This window comes from Pirellulales bacterium (assembly GCA_019694455.1).
Lineage (GTDB): Bacteria > Planctomycetota > Planctomycetia > Pirellulales > JAEUIK01 > JAIBBY01.
Genome location: JAIBBY010000032.1, coordinates 38,648 through 55,054, shown reverse-complemented (window position 1 = coordinate 55,054; position 16,407 = coordinate 38,648). Strand labels below are relative to the sequence as shown.

Here is a 16,407-nt window from a genome sequence, read left to right as displayed (position 1 = left end):
ACCTTTTCAAAAACGTGCTGCACGCCAAACGCCAGATCGCGGTCGCGCTGGGTGAGGTCGGAGCGCGACACGCGAGGCGGCCCGAACAGTTCGATCAGGTGATCGGAATAGTGCCGCTCGAGGGTCACCTGGCCGTCGTCGGCGATCTTCATTCCTTGCGAGGCGCCAAAGGGGAGGAAGTATTTGGGATTGAGTTCGAAGCCGGCGCCGTCGAGCGTCACCATGTCGTCGAATTGATCGGCGTAGCGATCGCCTCCCAGGGGGGCGAGGCCCATCACCTTGCCTTCGTCGCCATACTCGCCATAGCCGATGAACTCGCAGATCATGGTGTAGAGCGAGCCGAGCGAGTTGGGGACAAAGACCCGCTGGAGAACGCTGATCTCGTCTCCCTCGCAGGCGGTGAGCATGCAGGTGACGAAGTCGCCGGAGCCATCGATGCTGAAGCCGGCGGCCTTGTCCCACGGCGAGACGAAGTAGGCGCTGGCGATGTGCGCCAGATGGTGCTCCACATTCCAGGCGCGAAAGCGCAATTGCGCCGAATCGACCTGGCAAGCGGCGGCGATGAGCGTGGGGAGATCGTCGAGCTTGGAGCGCGAGCCACGGATCTTGAGCAGGTTCAAGAGCCGGCTGGGATTTTTGAGGACGAACTCGATTTTTTTGGCGCGATTGGCGGCGGGCTCGCGGCCGATCGCCACATGGTCGATATCGGCGACATTGAGCCCGGCCATGTCGAGACAGCGGCGAATCGCCAACGCCGGAAAGCCGGCGTAGTACTTCAACCGATTGAGCCGCTCTTCGGCGATGGCTGCGACGGGCTGCCCATCGATCACCAGCGCCGCGGACGCGCCGGCGTGATATGCGTTGATGCCGAGAATGACGCTCATGCGGCGGACGGCCTGACCGGGTGGGCGAGAAGCGAATGAAAAGTCAGGCTATCAATGTAGTCGCGCGGCGCAAGACGGCTAGGGTCAGCGCGAAAAGTGGCGGCCGGCGGCTATTGCTGCCCGTAGGCGGCGTTGCTGCCGAAGTAGTTGCGGAATTCGAGAAAGTCGGTGCGATGGCCGGTGGCGCGGATTCTTTCTCCCGGCTCGACGGTTGTGCGATCGAGGTCGGTCAACTGGTTCTGCAGATTGCGCATTTGCCTGTGCTGCGAGGAATTGATGCGATCCTGATCGAGTTGTGGCCGCACCAGGGTTTGGTAATTGGGGGGCGAGCCAACGCCCTGCTGGCGCAGCAGGTTGAGATAGGGGCTGACGGTGGGCCGGTTGTACAGCGTGTTGTTCATCTGAGATTGCGCGGGGTTGTAGCCCATCTGGGGGCGCTGGATCCGCTTAGAACTTTGGGCATACGCCGCGCTGGAAAACGAGAGGCCAACGGTCAGGCAGCAAAGCGCGACGGCCAAGCCAAAGCGACGACTTTCCATGATCCAACCTCCCGTCCGCGGGCCAAACCCCTTCCAGCGTTCATCCTACGATCCGGCCGACGAGGGGGCAAATTGCCCGTGGCACTAGCAACGACATCGGGCGTGGCGGCCGGCCGGCGACACTATTTTCGCCGCAATCGGCAAACTCCGCCCCAATTCGCCGGCTGCGCAACAGCTTAGAAGAACCCGCCGACGTTGAAGGGATTGATATTGCCGGTGCCGCGGAAACCCGAGGGAGAGCGGTTGATAGTCTGCACGGTTTGCACGCCGAGCAAGCTGAAGCCGAAGATGCGTTCGAAGGGACCGGTCACCTTCTGGACGATGGTGTCGGCAAGGACGAACTTGTCTTCGGAGATGAACAGCCGGTCGCCGGGCAGAATTTGGTAATTGGTCTTGGTGGAACCGCCTTGCGTGATGGCGTGCCAGTCGACCGGCAATACCTGATCGGGGCCGCAGTGATCGGGCGCCGGGCGCGCCAGCCACATATGGTTGGACTGGTTGCTGGTGAAGCCGCCGAGTTGGCTGACCGCGTCGAGCACGGTTTCGTTGCCTTGGATCGGCACCCGTGCGATCTGGTCTCCCTGGCCGGCGCCTTGCGTGATGATGTAATAGACCTTGCTGTTGAAGGCCGCGACATCCACGGCGATCTGCGGACTTTCGAGATATTCTGAGAGGTGTTCCTCGACCGCCTCGCGGGCCTGCATCAAGGTGAGCCCCACGACGCGCACATTGCCGTAGATGCCGAGATTGATGACGCCGTCTTGCCGCACAATATGTTCGCCGGCGATGGCTTGGCGCGAGGCGGGCGTGGCCAACGACACCGAAACCTCGGGGGCCGTGAGGATGCTGGATAGTTGTTTGAGAATCGCCTTCTGCGCTTCGCGAACGGTGCTGCCGACCACGCGCACCCGGCCGTAGCCGGGGCCGAGATTCACCGAGCCGCTGGCATCCACCTGGTACTCGCCGGTGATCGGCTGCTCTTCGAGGGTGCCGGTGGCAATGATCGAGAGGATGTCCTGGGGCTCGATTTGATACGGCTCCTTGGGCACCACTTTCACGGCATCAATCAAGAGCACATCGGGGGGTTCGATGCGATAGGTCGGCAGGGTGGTCTTGGCCAATTCGTGCGGCACCAGCGTCGCGGCGTCGATGGTTTCCTCGAGCACGCGATTGCGATGCCACACGGTGCGGCAACCACCACAGGCCATCAGCGACGCGCAGCACAACGCCAGCAGCGCGAACCGGCCGGCGCCGCGCGCCGGTCGCAGCGGTTGACTTTCGCGTTGTGGCTGGCCGCTAGGCATGCATGGTTCCTGACAAGTCAAGCTACGTTGGCGCATCGTGGGCGCTGGGAGACTAGTTGTTGTTGTTCGTGCCGTTGAAGCCCGATGGCGAGCGGTTGATGGTTTGCACGGTTTGCACACCGAGGAGCGTGAAGCCGAAGAGCCGTTCGAACGGCGCGGTCATCTTTTGCACCGCGGTGTCGAGGGTGACCAGCTTGTCCTCGGCGATGAACAAGCGATCGCCCGGCATGAGCTGATAGTTGGTGGAGGTGGAGCCCCCTTCGGTGATCGCCACCCAATCGACGGGCAGCACCTGGTCGTATCCCAGGCCGTCTGGGGCGGGTCGCGCGATCCACATTTTTTTGCACTGCGAGCTGGTGAAGCCGCCGACGCTGGAGAGCGCGTCGAGCACTGTCTCGTTGCCGGTGACCGGCACGCGCATCACCTGGTCGCCTTGACCGGCGCCTTGCAGGATCACGTAGTAGACCTTGCTGTTGAACGAGGCGATGTCGACCGCCACCTGCGGATCTTCCAAGAACTGCGAGAGATGTTCTTCGATTACTTCGCGGGCTTGTTGATCGGTGAGACCGACCACGCGCACCGGCCCGTAGACGCCGAGATTGATGGTGCCGTCTTGCATGACCACATGCTCGCCGGCAATGGCTTGCCGGGCGCCGGGCTGCGCCAAGCTGACGGAGACTTCGGCCGTCCGGAGGACTTTGCCCAGCTCTTCGGTGATGCGCTTTTGCGCGTCTTCGACGGTATAGCCAACGACCTTCACGCGGCCATAGCCGGGGCCCAGGGCCACCGAACCATTGACGTCGACGCGAAACTCGCCGGCGATGGGGTTCTCTTCGGGCGTGCCGGTCACAAAGATCGTGAGGATGTCCAAGGGCTCGACCAGGTACGGCTCCTTGGGCACGATCTTCACGGCATCGATCAAGAGCACGTCTGGCGGTTCGATGCGATAGGTCGGCAGCGTGGTCTTGGCAAGCTCGCGCGGCAGCCCCTCCTTGGCCGAGATGGGCTCTCGCGGGCGGTTATCCCACAAGCAGCCGGTGGCCAGCGGCAGGCAGACCAGCGCCAGCGCCGCCAGCCGCCGCGATCGATGGGTGAATTGAGATTGCCGCATGAGGATTCGCCTTGGGCGTTTTCAGGGGCGGGGGGCGACGAGCGCCCTAGCCTCTGCTCGATCCGTACAATCGGCTTAATCGGCAAATCCTCGCGCGCACTTTTCCTTAAGTGCGACAAGTTCCGGCAATGTGAGCGTTTTTTGCCCAGTTTACTGGCCGACGACATCCTGAAACGCCTGTATTACCCAGACTCCGGCAATCGCAACTCGGGAAATGGCCAAAATGTCTGGGTGGTCTGTGAATTGGGAGGCTTGCGCCAGTCGTGACCAGTCGCCACCCGGACAATGGTTTGGTTGGCGCGCCTTGACTTGAAATGACGGCCGGAAACTGTTTGACAGTTTGAAGTGGCACTTTGTATGGTGGCAACTAGGGAGCCACTGCCGAGAAGGCACGCTGCCCTGGCCAGTGGGGTTCCCGCCCCTTTCGGGAGGAGAAGACCGAGGCGGCAACAGGCCGAACCCGGCCGCCTCATCCAAGTCACCAGCCATTCGGCGATTGGAGCGTGCATCGCATTTCGATTCCGTGTGCCGCCGCCTGACAGCATCCGTTGCATGATGAAGATTGGTCGGTTGGACACGGGAAGCCATGATCAGCGGCGCCAGATCGATGTTCCGCCGGGCTTGGCTCGGCCAGGGCCGAACGCGCGCTACCGCTTGGGGTGCGAGCCGTTGGCAGGCGCCCTCCGCTGGTTGTGACTCATCGTCGCGAGTTGCAAGTTCTTGTACTTCATATACTGCGGTGACCCATTACCGGGTCGTCTCCGCGGCACAGTAAACCCTGGATCAGCGAACCCTTAGAGACTCACAGCCGCCTATGTCCACGATCACGACTTCCGCGCCGCGCAGCATCTTCACCGACCCGCGCCTGCTGCTGTTCATCTTGCTAGGGGCCGTGGTGCTGGCCTATGCCAACACGCTGGAATGGGTCGCCGATTTCTGGCAGCGCCCCGAGTATTCACACGGCTATCTGATTCCGGCGTTTGCCTGCGCCTTGCTGTGGCTGCGGCGCCCCGATCCCGACGCCAAACTACCCGAGAACGAGCAACGACTAGGCTTGGCGCTGGTGGCGATCGGCGTGGTGGGCATGCTGATGGTCGCCTTTATGCCGATCGACAAATATTATCCCGCGCCGCTGCACAACCTGTTGTTTGCCGGTAGCTTGGCGTTCTTTCCGTGTCTGGCGGGGGCGGTGGTGTTGGCTGGCAAGGACGCCTTGCAAGAGGCCACTGCCACCGAGCGCTGGATTGGCGTGGGCATCATCATCTTGGGATTGGCGCTGCGCTTGGTGCTGACCTGGTACTCGCTGATCACGCCGGAAATGTTGACGCTGCTGGTGTGCCTGACGGGCGCCTTTATGGTGGCTGGTGGCACGCGGGCATTGACCTGGGCGTTGCCGGCGGTGCTGTTTTTGGTCTTCATGTTTCCACTGCCCGACGTGCTGGAACGGGGCATGCTCGCGCCGTTGCAGCGGTTTGCCACGATCGCCAGCACGTTTTGTCTGCAATTGATTGGGCTGCCGGCGTATCGCGAAGGGTACTCGATTCACATCGGCGAGAACCAATTGGGGGTGATCGACGAGTGCAGCGGTTTGCGGATGCTCACGATCTTCTTCGCGATGAGCGTGGCGATCACGATGGTGATCAACCGGCCGATGTGGGAGCGGGTGGTGATTGTGCTCAGCGCGCTGCCGATCGCGCTGGCGGTGAACGTGGCCCGCATCACGATCACGGCCATTTTGTATCAGGTGGCCGACGCCGAGTTGGCGCACAAGGTGTTTCACGACGGGGCGGGGCTAATCATGATGCCGATGGCCTTGGGCCTTTTGTACTGCGAGTTGCAGATCCTCTCGCATCTGGTGGAAGAGGACGAGGACCTGGCAGACGACTATTCCGACTCGGGAGTGGGCCAGCATTTGACCCCGGTTGCCTAATCGGCGCAAGCGGCGCCAGCGGAACGTGAAATTTCGCGACAATGTGTTGCAAAGACTCCACAAGCCGGCCCGACCCTTGCCATGATGACTGAACGTCAAACCCAAAGCGGACAAACGCTTGCGACGGGCGGCGCCGAAGCCTGCCGCCGCTGGTCCGCCGTTTGCCTAGACGCTGTGGCGACTTCCGACCGAGCGCAGGCCGCCCGCGGCGCGCGCCCGGTCCCAGCACTTCTTTTCGAGTAGAGAGAACACACTCGTGCCGAATCCCTCTGCCATCGATCCGCAACAGCCACATCATTCCTCCGGACACGACCCGCGCTATGGCGCGCTGGTGCCGGTGCATGCCGACTTTTTGCCCGTCCCACAACAAGGGGGCTGGTCGGCTTCTCACGCGCAGCAGACACTGGCGCCGAACGTGACGGCGGGCAACATCTTGCATTCGCTGCGGCGCAAATGGTGGATTGGCGCCGGCGTAGGCATTTTGTGCGCGATCGCTTCGGCGCTGGCCGCTTATTATCTGGTGCCCAACCGGCAGGAAGTGACCGCGATGTTGCGCGTGCGGCGTAACGATCAAGGTCTGCTCGACAATATTCCGCGGTTCGTGCAGAAGGACGAGTTCGACGCGATCAAGCGGACGCAGATCGGCTTGGTCACACAGCGACAGACGATTGAAAGCGCGCTCAACGAGCCGGACCCCGACACCGGCCTGACGGTGCAAGAACTGCGCGAGGTGAAGAAGCACGACGACCCGGTGGGCTGGCTGGAGAAGGGTCTGGAGGTGGAGTCGCCGGGGGACACCGAGCTGATGTTCATCACGCTGAAGGGAGATAACGCCAAGGAGTTGGCCAAGATCGTCAACGCGATCAGCACGGTGTATTTGCGCGATGTGCAGGACGCCGAAACAAAATCGGTGAAACACACGCGGGACGATCTGGAGAGAATCTATTCCAAAGCGGTCGACGATTTGAACGCGGCCCAAAAGCAATTCAAAGACATGGCCGACACGATCGGCGTTCCAGACCGAGAGTCGGTGGCGGCCAGCCATCAGGCGAAACTACAAATCTTGGCGCAAAAACATTCGCTAGCGAGCGACTTGCAACGGCGGCTGTATGAAGCGGCGGGCGAACTGCACTCGGCCCAGGTGAAACTGCAGGTGGCCAAGAATCGCGAGCCGACCGAAGGAGAGCTCGACGAAGTGCTGATGAAGTACAAGGATTACGAGGCGCTGTTGCTCAAGCGTCACGAAGCCAGCCTGTACTTCAACAAGGTGCAGGAAATGTACAAGGACACCGAGGCGCCCAAGGTGCGCGAGTTGCGCGCCGTGCTGCAGGATCTTGACTCGCAGATCGAACAGTATCGCGAGGAGAAGCGGCCGCAGGTGATCGAGATGCTCAAGGGGGGGAGCACCGAGATCGAACTGACCAACGAAATCAGCAAGTTCGAGGCGATGCAGCAGACGTTGGCGACCGACCTGGCCAATGTGCAGACCGAAATCCAAACCCTCTCGGCCGAGTTGCTGGAACTGGGCAAAACATCGCCCGACTTGCAGCGCATCGCCGCGAGGATCGACCTGATGACGAACGATCTGAAGCGATTGAACGAGGCGCGCCTGGAGCTGAGCCTCAAATTAACGTCGGCCGAGACGGCGCCGCGCATCACGATGGTGGCGCCGGCCATGCCGCCCGAAGCTGGCGGCGGCCAACTGGTGAAGTACATGGCCATGGCGTTCGCGGCGTTCTTTGGCTTGTGCATGCCGGTGGTGGCGTTCACGTTCTGGGATTTTCAACAGCACCGGGTGAATCAGCCGAGCGACGCCTCGACCGCGCTAGGGACTAAAATCTTGGGCGCGCTGCCGAGCGTGGCGGGGCGCAAAGGCAAGAAGGCCGCGCAAGGCAAAGGCGCCACCGCATTGCAGCGCTCGCTGGCCGACTCGGTCGACGGCGTGCGGACCGCGCTGATCCGCGACCATGTTTCGGAAGGGACGCGGGTGGTGCTGGTCACCAGCGCCGTGCATCACGAAGGCAAAACGACCTTGGCGACGCAACTGGCCACCAGCTTGGCTCGCGCCGGCAAGCGCACGCTACTGGTCGACGGCGACCTGCGGAAACCGGTGGCGCATCGGCTGTTTGGGTTGTCGCTCGATCCCGGTTTTTGCGAGGTGCTGCGCGGCGAATGCGAGATCGAGGAGACGATTCGCCCCACGCGCGCCAGCGGCCTGTGGATGATGGCGGCCGGGCGATGCGACGACGAGAGCCTGCACGACCTGGCCAAGGAAGGGGTGGAGAACATCTTCAAGCAGTTGCGCGCCGGGTTCGACTATGTGGTGATCGACGCGTCGCCGGTGCTAGCCACCGCCGACGCGCTGGTGATTGGCCAATATGTCGATGGGGCCGTGCTGGCGGTACTGCGCGACGCCAGTCGCGTGCCGCACGTCCACGAGGCGATGGAGCGGCTGCGCGGGGTGGGCGTGCGCGTCATCGGCACCGTGTTCGGCGGATCGAAGCAAGAAGTCAAACCACGTTCGCAACCCAAGCGGTTGACGTCCAAAGCCGCGTTATAGACCATTTGTTCCCGCGCGCGGCGCTGGCCGCGCCTCGCCCAAGGATTGATACATGACCCGATATATTCCCGCCCTGGCCGCCATCGTGCTGTTGGCTGGCGTGGCCGTGGTGCAAGGCACCTGGACCGAGCGTTGGGGCAAGCATGACACGGAAGAGATTTTGCGCCGCGTGGAATGTTTGAAGCAGGTGCCGCTGGATTTTGGCCGCTGGAAGGGAACCGACGACCAGCAAGACGCCAACCAATTGAAGATCGCCAAGGTTTCGGGCGTGGTGCAGCGCACCTACAAGAACGTCGACACCGGGCAGGAAGTGAGCATTTATCTGGCCACCGGCAAGGCCCGTAACATCTCGGTTCACACACCGGACAAGTGCTACTTGGCTTCGGGCTTTCGGATGCCGGAGGCGGAGTTTGACACCCAGGTGAAGTTCGACGACAAGACCGCCAATTTTTATGCCGCTGATTTTCGCAAGGACACCAACGAAGGGGTGATCTTGCTGCGAATCTATTGGACCTGGAACGCGACCGGAGCGTGGGAAGCGCCCGAGTATCCCAAGGTGGCGTTCGCCAAGTATCCGGCCTTGTACAAGATGTATGCGATTCGCCGGATTGTGCCGGGGGAGCAATCGAACGAAGATCCGACGAAGGTGTTTTTGAAGGAGTTTTTGCCGGTGCTCGAGCGCACGCTTAACGAGCCGACGACGACTCCCGCCGCAGCGCCGGCCGCGGCGCCGGCGGCGTAATTGTCGCCGAACGCCTGCAAGGCCAAGGTTATACTCGCATCTGCTATTCGATAAGGTTCGCCCGCGGCGGCCGCGCCAACAAAATTAGCTCTGCGGCGCCGCTTCGGTTGGAAACCGATATCCCGGTAAGGAGACACGACACTGGCATCGCCTATGAACACGCACCTGCGACAACCCTTCACCAAGCGCGTCTTTTTGGTGCTCGTGCTGCACGCGTTGGCGTTCGTGGCCGCGTATTGGCTGGCGTTCGCCGCGCGCTTCGATTTTGCCCTGCCGCGTCAGCAGTGGATTATCTTTTTCGTCACGCTGCCGGCGTTGATGTTCATCAAGATGGTGATCTTCTACGCGCTAGGGCATTGCCACGGTTCGTGGCGTTATGTCACCTTTCGTGATTTGGCGGTGCTGGTCTGCGCCGCCGTGTTGTCGTCGGTGGTGATCTTCGCGCTCAATCAGTTCATGATCGACAACATTCGCATTCCGCGCTCGGTGATGCTGATCGATCTGGCGCTGACCATGATGATCCTCGGCGGGCTGCGCTCGGCCTGGCGATTGGCGGAACACGAATTGCGGCCGCTAATGGAGCGCAAGGGGTTTGACGGCGCGCTGATCCTGGGCGCCAACAGCCGCAGCGCGGCGCTGGCGCAGCAGATACAGGCCAATCCTCGGCTCAAACGGCACATTGTCGGCTACCTGGACGACGACCCCATGCGGCTGGGCTCGCGCTTTGGCGGCATTCCGGTGCTGGGCCGCCCCGAGGAGGCCCCCCGGCTGGCCGCGGCGCTCGGCGCAAAAGAGGTGTTGATTGTCGGCGGCGACGTGTCGGGCAAGCGCCTGCGCGAACTGATCCGCCGCTACGAGCAGTCTAACCTGGCGCTCAAGGTCATTCCGCCGGTCGACGACCTGCTGGCGGCTGACTACGGCGTGCAGATTCGCGATGTCGACATCGACGACTTGCTGGGGCGCGACGCGATTCAACTGAACAACGACGACATTGGCGCCTTGGTCGAGGGGCGCACGGTGATGGTGACGGGCGCCGGCGGCAGCATTGGCTCGGAGATTTGCCGGCAGGTGCTGCGCTTCCGGCCGAAGCAATTGATCTTGCTGGAGCGCGGCGAGAACGCGCTGTTTTTGATCGATCAAGAATTGTCGCGCACCACCAAGATCGACCTGATCCCGTGCGTGGCCGATATTCGCGAGCAGGGGCGGATGCGCGAGATCTTTGACCGCCACCGACCCGAGGTGGTGTTCCACGCGGCGGCCTTCAAGCATGTGCCGCTGATGGAGCACAACCCGTGCGAGGCGATCAAGAACAACGTGTTTGGCACCAAGCAACTGGTCGAACTGTCCGACGAGTTTGGCGTGGCCAGCTTCGTGATGATCTCGACCGATAAGGCGGTGAACCCCACCAGCATCATGGGGGTGTCGAAGCAATTGGCCGAGCGTTACGTGCACGCCTACGCCGAACACTCGCAAACCAAGTTCGTAGTGGTGCGGTTTGGCAACGTGCTGGGCTCCAATGGCAGCGTGGTGCCGATCTTCAGCGAGCAAATTCGGCGTGGCGGCCCGGTGACGGTCACCCATCCGGAGATCGAACGCTTCTTCATGACCATCCCCGAGGCGTCGCAACTGGTGCTGCAAGCGGCGGCGATGGGTCAGACGGGGCAGATCTTCGTGCTCGACATGGGAGACCCGGTCAAGATCGTCGATCTGGCGCGCGACTTGATTCGCCTGTCGGGGCTCAAGCCCGACGAAGACATCGAGATCGCCTTCACCGGCCTGCGGCCGGGCGAAAAGTTGTACGAAGAACTGTACTTCGACAACGAGGAGAAGCTGCCGACGCCGCACCCAAAGGTGTTTGTGGCGTATCACCGGCCGTTCACGCTGGACGAAGTGTCGCAGGTGTTTGGCGAGCTAGAGCAATTCGTCAACGGCGAGTCGGCGGCAATGGTGGCCAAGCTGCGCGAGATCATGCCCGAGTATCAGCCGCCGGCCCACTCGGCGCCGGCCGCGGCCGCGGAGACTCCGCTGCCGGCCGGGGCCTAGGGGCGGAGGCGGGCAACGCCGGCGGCTGCGGATCATCGCTCTTGTCACGTCGTCGAACGCAGGAGCAAATAGCTCGATGTTGCGGCTGCCGTTGAGTGAGCTCGACGCCCGGACGATCGGCTCTTGGCTGGTGATCGGCTATGCGGTGGCTTTCAACCTGTGGTTCTTCATGTACCTGGGTTATGCGACCATCACGAGCCGTGGACCCATTGCGAACGCGGTTCGACTCTTTCTGGCGCACACGCTCATCGGCGTCATGACTGTGCCGTTCATCTTGTCGGCAGGCGGGGAGCTTGGCTGGGTATTGTCGTTTTCGCTTTTGTTGATCGATATCGTCATCGCGTCATTCTTTGAAGCGATCTTCGATTTGCCGTTGGCCTGGGGCGTGGCGGCGTATTTTCTGTTGGGGGGCGGCGTGTATTTGATCTTGGGCTTTCTCTTGGGTCTGATCGCGTGGGCGGTGCGCCGCGTCTTTGGCATCACCGCCGTGCCGCGACTCTGGAGATAGCGATTCATGTGGCCCCGCGCAAATGAAAACAGGCCCAGCAGCGCGGGAAGCACTGCGCGGGCCTGCGGCGGCAATCGGTGTGATAGCTTGCCAATAAGTAGCGGCGATTACGCCTTGTCGGCGTTGCCCTCCTGCTCGTTGTCACTGTCCTTGTTGTCGCCATCCTTCTTCGAATGGTCCTGCTTATCGCCGTGAGCCTTGTCGTCGTGTGCGGCGTCCTGGTCCTGTGAGTCGATCGACTCGACGCGTTTCTCCACGTCGCGCAAGCGTTCTTCGACGCGCCGCTCCACGTCGCGGAGCCGGTCTTGCAGATCGCGTAGCCGCGGCAGCGCCTCTTCGCCCAGACGGCGCTCGATCCGCGCCCCTTCGCGGCGCAGATGCTCTTCGACTTCTTCCGGCGGCGGAATCACCCCCGGCGGCGGCAACGGCACGCGCCCCTCGAACAAGCCTTTCAGCTCCGGCGGCAGCGGCGGGCTGGGGATCTTGCCCAGGTAGGCCTCGACAAAGGCGCGCGCCTCGTCGGGCAGTTCGCCCAAGGTCTTGTCGGTGACTTCCCAGGTCTTGTCGCCACGTTTCACTGTCACCTTGCCCGGCTTGTCGCCTTCTTTCTCGATGGTCACCTTCATATCGGCGGGCAGTTCGATCTCGATGGGCATTCCGGGCCGCATGACGATGAAGTCGCGGGCCAGACGGTCGGCGAGTTGCGGCGCCATTTCACGGGCGCGGCCAATCAAGCGCCGCACGTCGATATCTTCCCCTTCGCCGGGCATGGGCCGGTCGGCGTCGTCGTCCTCGTCATCGCGCTTGGCGGGGGTCACATCGACGGACTTTCTCTCTCCTGCGCGCAGCAAAGAAAGCGAGATGGCCTTGCCTTCCGAATTGGCCACCGCCTCGACGAGGTCGCCGAGTTGTTGCAAGCTCTTGTCGCCCGCCTTGAGCAGGATGTCGCCTTGTTCAATGTCGGCCTTGTCGGCGGGACTTTCGGGCGCGACGCGATCGACCAAGAGCCCCTCGTCTCCCAACTTGAGTTGCGCGCGCAGCGCGGGCTCGGCGGGGCGCACCGCCAAGCCAATCCAATAGCGGTGAGCCGCTTCGGTTTCGACGTGGACCCGCTTCGTCTGATGATCTTCTTTCGCGTCGTCGCTCTCGGCCTGCGCGGCGGCGCCGGTGAGCAGAATGGCGCCCACCATCGCGGCCCAGGTCGCTTGCTGCTTCCAATGTTCAAGACTCATAGACAAGTTCCTTTCCAGGTTGGCCCCCCACGGTTATTCGTAGTGCAGCCCCGTATAACGCACATCGAGGCGCTCGATCGGCACCAGCGCCCGCCGGCCATCGTCGAGTTCGACCGGCCACAGCACTTGTCGCCGCTCGACCGCATGGCCGTACTGTTCCAATTCGCGAATCAGCTCGCTGGAGGTTAAATCTTCCGACGCAGCGGCAGTCGGCAGCCAGATTGTTTCTGGATGGTTCTCGGACGAGGCGAGTTGCTCGTCTGCCGCTACCGCCGACTCGGCCGCTGGGTCAGACGATTGCGCTGCGCCCGTCGGTGTGTTGGCGACCAGCGCGGGCTGAATGGCCGCGCTGGGTGATTTTGCCACCTGGTTGCGCGTGGCAAAGGGACCGTGCGGGCCGCGTAGCGCCAAACCGAGCGCGAACGCCATGAGAAAGCTGGCGGCCATGGCCGCGAAGGTGGCGCCGGAACGGAGCCAATGCCGGGCCGGGCGACTAGCCGCCAGCGAGGCGCTCGTCGCAATGGGCGCCGATTGCCACTGGCGAGCGCCTTCGCGCCAGGCCTGCGCCTCCAAGAACGCAAGCGCGCAGTGGCGCCAGCCATCGGGCGTGCGCTCCAGTTTGAGCAACAGCTCACGGCGCGGCGCGTCGGTTAGCTCTTCGTCGACCAAGAGGTCTAGCTCGCGCTCGAGCTGGCTATCGATTTCTTCGTTACGCCATTCGTTCATGGTCAGGTCTCAATCGCGCAGGTCGCCGCCAATCGTTCGCGGAGCCGAGTTCGCGCGCGGTGCAATCGGGCTTCGACCGCGCTATGACTGGTGCCGAGATGGGCGGCAATTTCGTGGTAACTCCAGTTCTCCGTATATTTGAGGAGTAAAATCTCCGTGTCGCGACGCGGCAATTCGGCCAGCGCCTCGCGCACCAGTTGGCGTCGCTCGTCGGCCATGAGCCAATCGAGCGGGTCGAGCGGTTCGCGCCCCGCGTGCTCTGCTCGCATGGCGTACCCGGCGGCGAGCTTGCGCGACCGACCTCGCCCGCGGCGATACACCAGCGATTGCAACACCGCCAGCCGATAGAGCCAGGGGGCAATACGATCGGCGTCGCGCAGTGGGGAGCGTTGGGCCAGCGCCGCCACGCGAACTTCTTGCAGCACCTCGTCGACCGCGGCCCGCTCGCGCAGGCGCGCAGCGACCACCGTGCGCAGCCAACGATCATGGCGAGCCAGTTCGGCTGGCCAGTCGATGGTTGGGCGCTCGCTGTCGGCTCGGCCGTCGTGGTCCGCCGTCTCCATCAATCACGTATTCTCATCAGGCACAAAACCGCTTCGCATCGGGAGCTCTGGCGCGATTTGAGTTGGTTTTGTCCCGTAATCCATTAGATAGTTGCCGCCGGCTGGCAGTTCTTTCGCTGGCGGCGCGAGAATCTTGAACCGGGCAAACTTAAGTCGCTTCGCCAGACTGGTTTGGGGAGTTATGCGTTGGCTCAACATCGCCTAAAATCAGGGGCAATACTCACAGGAAATCACACCATGCCGCAGCAAAAACCAGCCGGCCAGTGCTGGCTGCTCAAAACCGAGCCAGGGAAATTCTCGATCCAAGACTTGGCCAAGAGCAAGAACCAGACCACTTTTTGGAACGGGGTACGCAATTATCAGGCCCGCAACTACCTGCGCGACCAGCTTCGCCCGGGCGACCGCGTGCTGTTGTACCACTCGAACACCGAGCCAAACGCCGTGGTGGGGACGGCCACGGTGGTGCGCGAGGGATATCCGGATCACAGCGCGTTTGATCGCGGCGATCGCTACTTTGATCCCAAGTCGAACCGCGAGCAGCCCACCTGGTACATGGTGGACGTGAAGCTGGTGGAGATTTTTCCGCGCGCAATCTCGCTGGCCGAACTGCGCGGCCAGCCGGCGCTGGCGGAGATGGAGCTATTGCGGCGCGGCTCGCGGCTATCGGTGCAACCGGTCCGCGCCAGCGAGTACGCAGCGATTGTGAAGCTGGCGCATAGCGAGAGCGCGGCGCCGGCGATCCCAGCCGCGCCCCCGGCGAAGACCAAACGGGCGCCAGCGCGCGCCACTGCGGGCAAGGCCCAGCGCAAGACCACCACGCGGCGGACGAAATGAGCGCTGCCGACTCGCTAGCCTGGATCGACGGCGAACTGCGCCGCCTGACGGAGGCCAACTGGCTGCGCGGACGTACGTGTTGCGCCGGCGCTGGGGCGACGCTACAAGCTGGTGGCAAGGCGCTGCTGAACTTTGCGTCGAACGATTACCTGAATCTGGCCAGCGATCCGCGAGTGATTGACGCTGCCCGCACGGCGCTGGCGAGCGAAGTGGGCGCCGGCGCCAGCCCCTTGGTATCTGGCCATCGCGCCGCGCATCGCGAGTTGGAGCAGGCGCTGGCCGAGTGGGAAGGCGCCGAGGCGGCGCTGCTTTTTCCCAGCGGGTTCGCGGCCAATTTGGGCGCGATTGTCTCGCTGGTCGGACCCGAGGACGCCGTCTTTAGCGATGCGCTCAACCATGCCAGCATCATCGACGGCTGCCGACTCTCGCGCGCGGCGATCCATGTGTATCGGCATGGCGACACCGATCACCTGGCCGCGCTCTTGGCCGAGCATCGCGGCGCGCGGCGACGGTTGATCGTCACCGACGGACTGTTCAGCATGGATGGCGATCTGGCGCCGCTGGCCCGCATTGCCGAACTGGCCGCTGCGCAGGGCGCGATGCTGATGGTCGACGAGGCGCACGCCACCGGCGTTTTGGGAAGCGGCGGACGGGGCGCGGCAGAACTGGCGGGGGTACGCAAGCGCGTGGATGTTCACATCGGCACATTGAGCAAGGGACTGGGCGCGGCCGGCGGTTTTGTGTGCGGGCGGCGATCGCTCGTCGAGCTATTGGTCAACCGGGCGCGGAGCTACATCTTTTCGACCGCGGCGCCGCCGGCGGTGGCGGCGGCCGCGCGAACCGCTTTGGAAATAGTGCAAGCCGAGCCAGCGCGACGCGAGGTCTTGCTCGCACGGGCCGCCATGCTGCGCGCGCGACTAGTTGAGCAACGCTGGAACATCGGCGCCAGCCAATCGCAGATCGTTCCGCTATTGGTCGGCGACGAGGCCACGGCGCTGGCGCTATCGGCGGAGTTACGCGCGCGAGGGCTATGGGTGCCGGCAATCCGTCCACCCAGCGTGCCGCGCGGCCAATCGCGATTGCGAATCAGTTTGAGCTACGCGCACACTCCGGAGCACCTGGAGCGTCTGCTCGACGAGCTAGCCGACTTGGCCGGGCACGTCGCGTCCGGCGCGCGCCAAGGTTGATCGCGGCATGAGCCGCAATTGACGACGGGCGTCGAGCATGCGTGAGCGGCGCATGCGACGTGCGCCTTGCCAGCCGAAGCGTTCTTCCGCCGGATCGCGATAGACCGGCGCCGCCACACGCGCCGGCTCCAGAGAAAGTTGCATCCACGCCGCCAACTGCTGGAACAAGCGCCACCGGTTTGATCGCATGTGCGTGTCCTTGGGGTGAAGTGCCGTCAGATGCATCGAGCGGGTCTTCACCTTC

At 63.1% G+C, this 16,407-nt stretch carries 15 protein-coding genes; 7 read left to right on the top strand and 8 right to left on the bottom strand.

Features of this window, described 5'->3' with window-relative positions:
* From K1X71_13870 to K1X71_13855, 4 genes are all read right to left on the bottom strand, one after another.
* Positions 1 to 884: carbamoyltransferase (locus K1X71_13870; GenBank protein MBX7074228.1), on the bottom strand; the 884-nt coding region annotated here is incomplete at its 3' end.
* A gap of 110 nt (positions 885 to 994) precedes the next feature.
* Positions 995 to 1,423 carry a hypothetical protein gene (locus tag K1X71_13865; GenBank protein ID MBX7074227.1) on the bottom strand — a complete coding sequence of 143 codons (429 nt, stop codon included), beginning with the start codon at positions 1,421 to 1,423 and terminating at the stop codon, positions 995 to 997.
* A 176-nt stretch (positions 1,424 to 1,599) separates the two neighbouring features.
* The gene (locus tag K1X71_13860) at positions 1,600 to 2,727 is read right to left on the bottom strand and encodes a polysaccharide biosynthesis/export family protein (protein ID MBX7074226.1); all 1,128 of its coding nucleotides are present in this window, start codon (positions 2,725 to 2,727) and stop codon (positions 1,600 to 1,602) included.
* 52 nt (positions 2,728 to 2,779) lie between these two features.
* Positions 2,780 to 3,838 (bottom strand): polysaccharide biosynthesis/export family protein, encoded by a 1,059-nt coding sequence (locus tag K1X71_13855; GenBank protein ID MBX7074225.1) that lies wholly within the window; start codon positions 3,836 to 3,838, stop codon positions 2,780 to 2,782.
* 814 nt (positions 3,839 to 4,652) lie between these two features.
* Between K1X71_13855 and K1X71_13850 the strand changes: the two genes are divergently transcribed.
* The 5 genes from K1X71_13850 to K1X71_13830 all read left to right on the top strand — a co-directional run bounded on the left by K1X71_13850 (position 4,653) and on the right by K1X71_13830 (position 11,621).
* Positions 4,653 to 5,768 carry an exosortase/archaeosortase family protein gene (locus tag K1X71_13850; GenBank protein MBX7074224.1) on the top strand — a complete coding sequence of 372 codons (1,116 nt, stop codon included), beginning with the start codon at positions 4,653 to 4,655 and terminating at the stop codon, positions 5,766 to 5,768.
* 256 nt (positions 5,769 to 6,024) lie between these two features.
* Positions 6,025 to 8,328 carry a polysaccharide biosynthesis tyrosine autokinase gene (locus K1X71_13845; protein ID MBX7074223.1) on the top strand — a complete coding sequence of 768 codons (2,304 nt, stop codon included), beginning with the start codon at positions 6,025 to 6,027 and terminating at the stop codon, positions 8,326 to 8,328.
* Positions 8,329 to 8,380: 52 nt separating this feature from the next.
* Complete coding sequence (locus K1X71_13840) at positions 8,381 to 9,070, top strand: EpsI family protein (protein MBX7074222.1); 690 nt, start codon at positions 8,381 to 8,383, stop codon at positions 9,068 to 9,070.
* Between the two features lie 153 nt (positions 9,071 to 9,223).
* On the top strand, positions 9,224 to 11,113 hold the full coding sequence (locus K1X71_13835; GenBank protein MBX7074221.1) for a polysaccharide biosynthesis protein: 1,890 nt from the start codon (positions 9,224 to 9,226) through the stop codon (positions 11,111 to 11,113).
* A gap of 76 nt (positions 11,114 to 11,189) precedes the next feature.
* On the top strand, positions 11,190 to 11,621 hold the full coding sequence (locus K1X71_13830) for a hypothetical protein (protein ID MBX7074220.1): 432 nt from the start codon (positions 11,190 to 11,192) through the stop codon (positions 11,619 to 11,621).
* A gap of 107 nt (positions 11,622 to 11,728) precedes the next feature.
* Here the strand turns inward: K1X71_13830 and K1X71_13825 are convergent, their stop codons facing one another.
* The 3 genes from K1X71_13825 to K1X71_13815 are packed head-to-tail and all read right to left on the bottom strand — an operon-like array spanning position 11,729 to position 14,142.
* Positions 11,729 to 12,853, bottom strand: coding sequence for a PDZ domain-containing protein (locus K1X71_13825; GenBank protein ID MBX7074219.1), 1,125 nt, complete (start codon positions 12,851 to 12,853; stop codon positions 11,729 to 11,731).
* A 33-nt stretch (positions 12,854 to 12,886) separates the two neighbouring features.
* Positions 12,887 to 13,579, bottom strand: a complete 693-nt coding sequence (locus tag K1X71_13820) for a hypothetical protein (protein MBX7074218.1) — start codon at positions 13,577 to 13,579, stop codon at positions 12,887 to 12,889.
* Positions 13,580 to 13,581: 2 nt separating this feature from the next.
* A complete protein-coding gene (locus K1X71_13815; GenBank protein ID MBX7074217.1) occupies positions 13,582 to 14,142 on the bottom strand; it encodes a sigma-70 family RNA polymerase sigma factor in 561 nt (186 codons plus the stop codon).
* 237 nt (positions 14,143 to 14,379) lie between these two features.
* Between K1X71_13815 and K1X71_13810 the strand changes: the two genes are divergently transcribed.
* Complete coding sequence (locus K1X71_13810) at positions 14,380 to 14,976, top strand: EVE domain-containing protein (GenBank protein MBX7074216.1); 597 nt, start codon at positions 14,380 to 14,382, stop codon at positions 14,974 to 14,976.
* Positions 14,973 to 16,163 (top strand): 8-amino-7-oxononanoate synthase, encoded by a 1,191-nt coding sequence (gene bioF / locus K1X71_13805; GenBank protein MBX7074215.1) that lies wholly within the window; start codon positions 14,973 to 14,975, stop codon positions 16,161 to 16,163. The genes K1X71_13810 and bioF overlap by 4 nt, the downstream gene beginning before the upstream one ends.
* Here the strand turns inward: bioF and K1X71_13800 are convergent.
* Positions 16,116 to 16,352, bottom strand: a complete 237-nt coding sequence (locus K1X71_13800) for a hypothetical protein (GenBank protein ID MBX7074214.1) — start codon at positions 16,350 to 16,352, stop codon at positions 16,116 to 16,118. The two genes, bioF and K1X71_13800, sit on opposite strands and share 48 nt — an antisense overlap.
* Positions 16,353 to 16,407 lie beyond the last annotated feature (55 nt).

What these genes read in the sequence shown, in the direction of transcription:
- K1X71_13865 (MBX7074227.1), bottom strand. Translation starts at nt 1,423, where the DNA reads ATGGAAAGTCGTCGCTTTGGCTTGGCCGTCGCGCTTTGCTGCCTGACC.
- K1X71_13860 (MBX7074226.1), bottom strand. Translation starts at nt 2,727, where the DNA reads ATGCCTAGCGGCCAGCCACAACGCGAAAGTCAACCGCTGCGACCGGCG.
- K1X71_13855 (MBX7074225.1), bottom strand. Translation starts at nt 3,838, where the DNA reads ATGCGGCAATCTCAATTCACCCATCGATCGCGGCGGCTGGCGGCGCTG.
- K1X71_13850 (MBX7074224.1), top strand. Translation starts at nt 4,653, where the DNA reads ATGTCCACGATCACGACTTCCGCGCCGCGCAGCATCTTCACCGACCCG.
- K1X71_13840 (MBX7074222.1), top strand. Translation starts at nt 8,381, where the DNA reads ATGACCCGATATATTCCCGCCCTGGCCGCCATCGTGCTGTTGGCTGGC.
- K1X71_13835 (MBX7074221.1), top strand. Translation starts at nt 9,224, where the DNA reads ATGAACACGCACCTGCGACAACCCTTCACCAAGCGCGTCTTTTTGGTG.
- K1X71_13830 (MBX7074220.1), top strand. Translation starts at nt 11,190, where the DNA reads ATGTTGCGGCTGCCGTTGAGTGAGCTCGACGCCCGGACGATCGGCTCT.
- K1X71_13825 (MBX7074219.1), bottom strand. Translation starts at nt 12,853, where the DNA reads ATGAGTCTTGAACATTGGAAGCAGCAAGCGACCTGGGCCGCGATGGTG.
- K1X71_13820 (MBX7074218.1), bottom strand. Translation starts at nt 13,579, where the DNA reads ATGAACGAATGGCGTAACGAAGAAATCGATAGCCAGCTCGAGCGCGAG.
- K1X71_13815 (MBX7074217.1), bottom strand. Translation starts at nt 14,142, where the DNA reads ATGGAGACGGCGGACCACGACGGCCGAGCCGACAGCGAGCGCCCAACC.
- K1X71_13810 (MBX7074216.1), top strand. Translation starts at nt 14,380, where the DNA reads ATGCCGCAGCAAAAACCAGCCGGCCAGTGCTGGCTGCTCAAAACCGAG.
- bioF (MBX7074215.1), top strand. Translation starts at nt 14,973, where the DNA reads ATGAGCGCTGCCGACTCGCTAGCCTGGATCGACGGCGAACTGCGCCGC.
- K1X71_13800 (MBX7074214.1), bottom strand. Translation starts at nt 16,352, where the DNA reads ATGCGATCAAACCGGTGGCGCTTGTTCCAGCAGTTGGCGGCGTGGATG.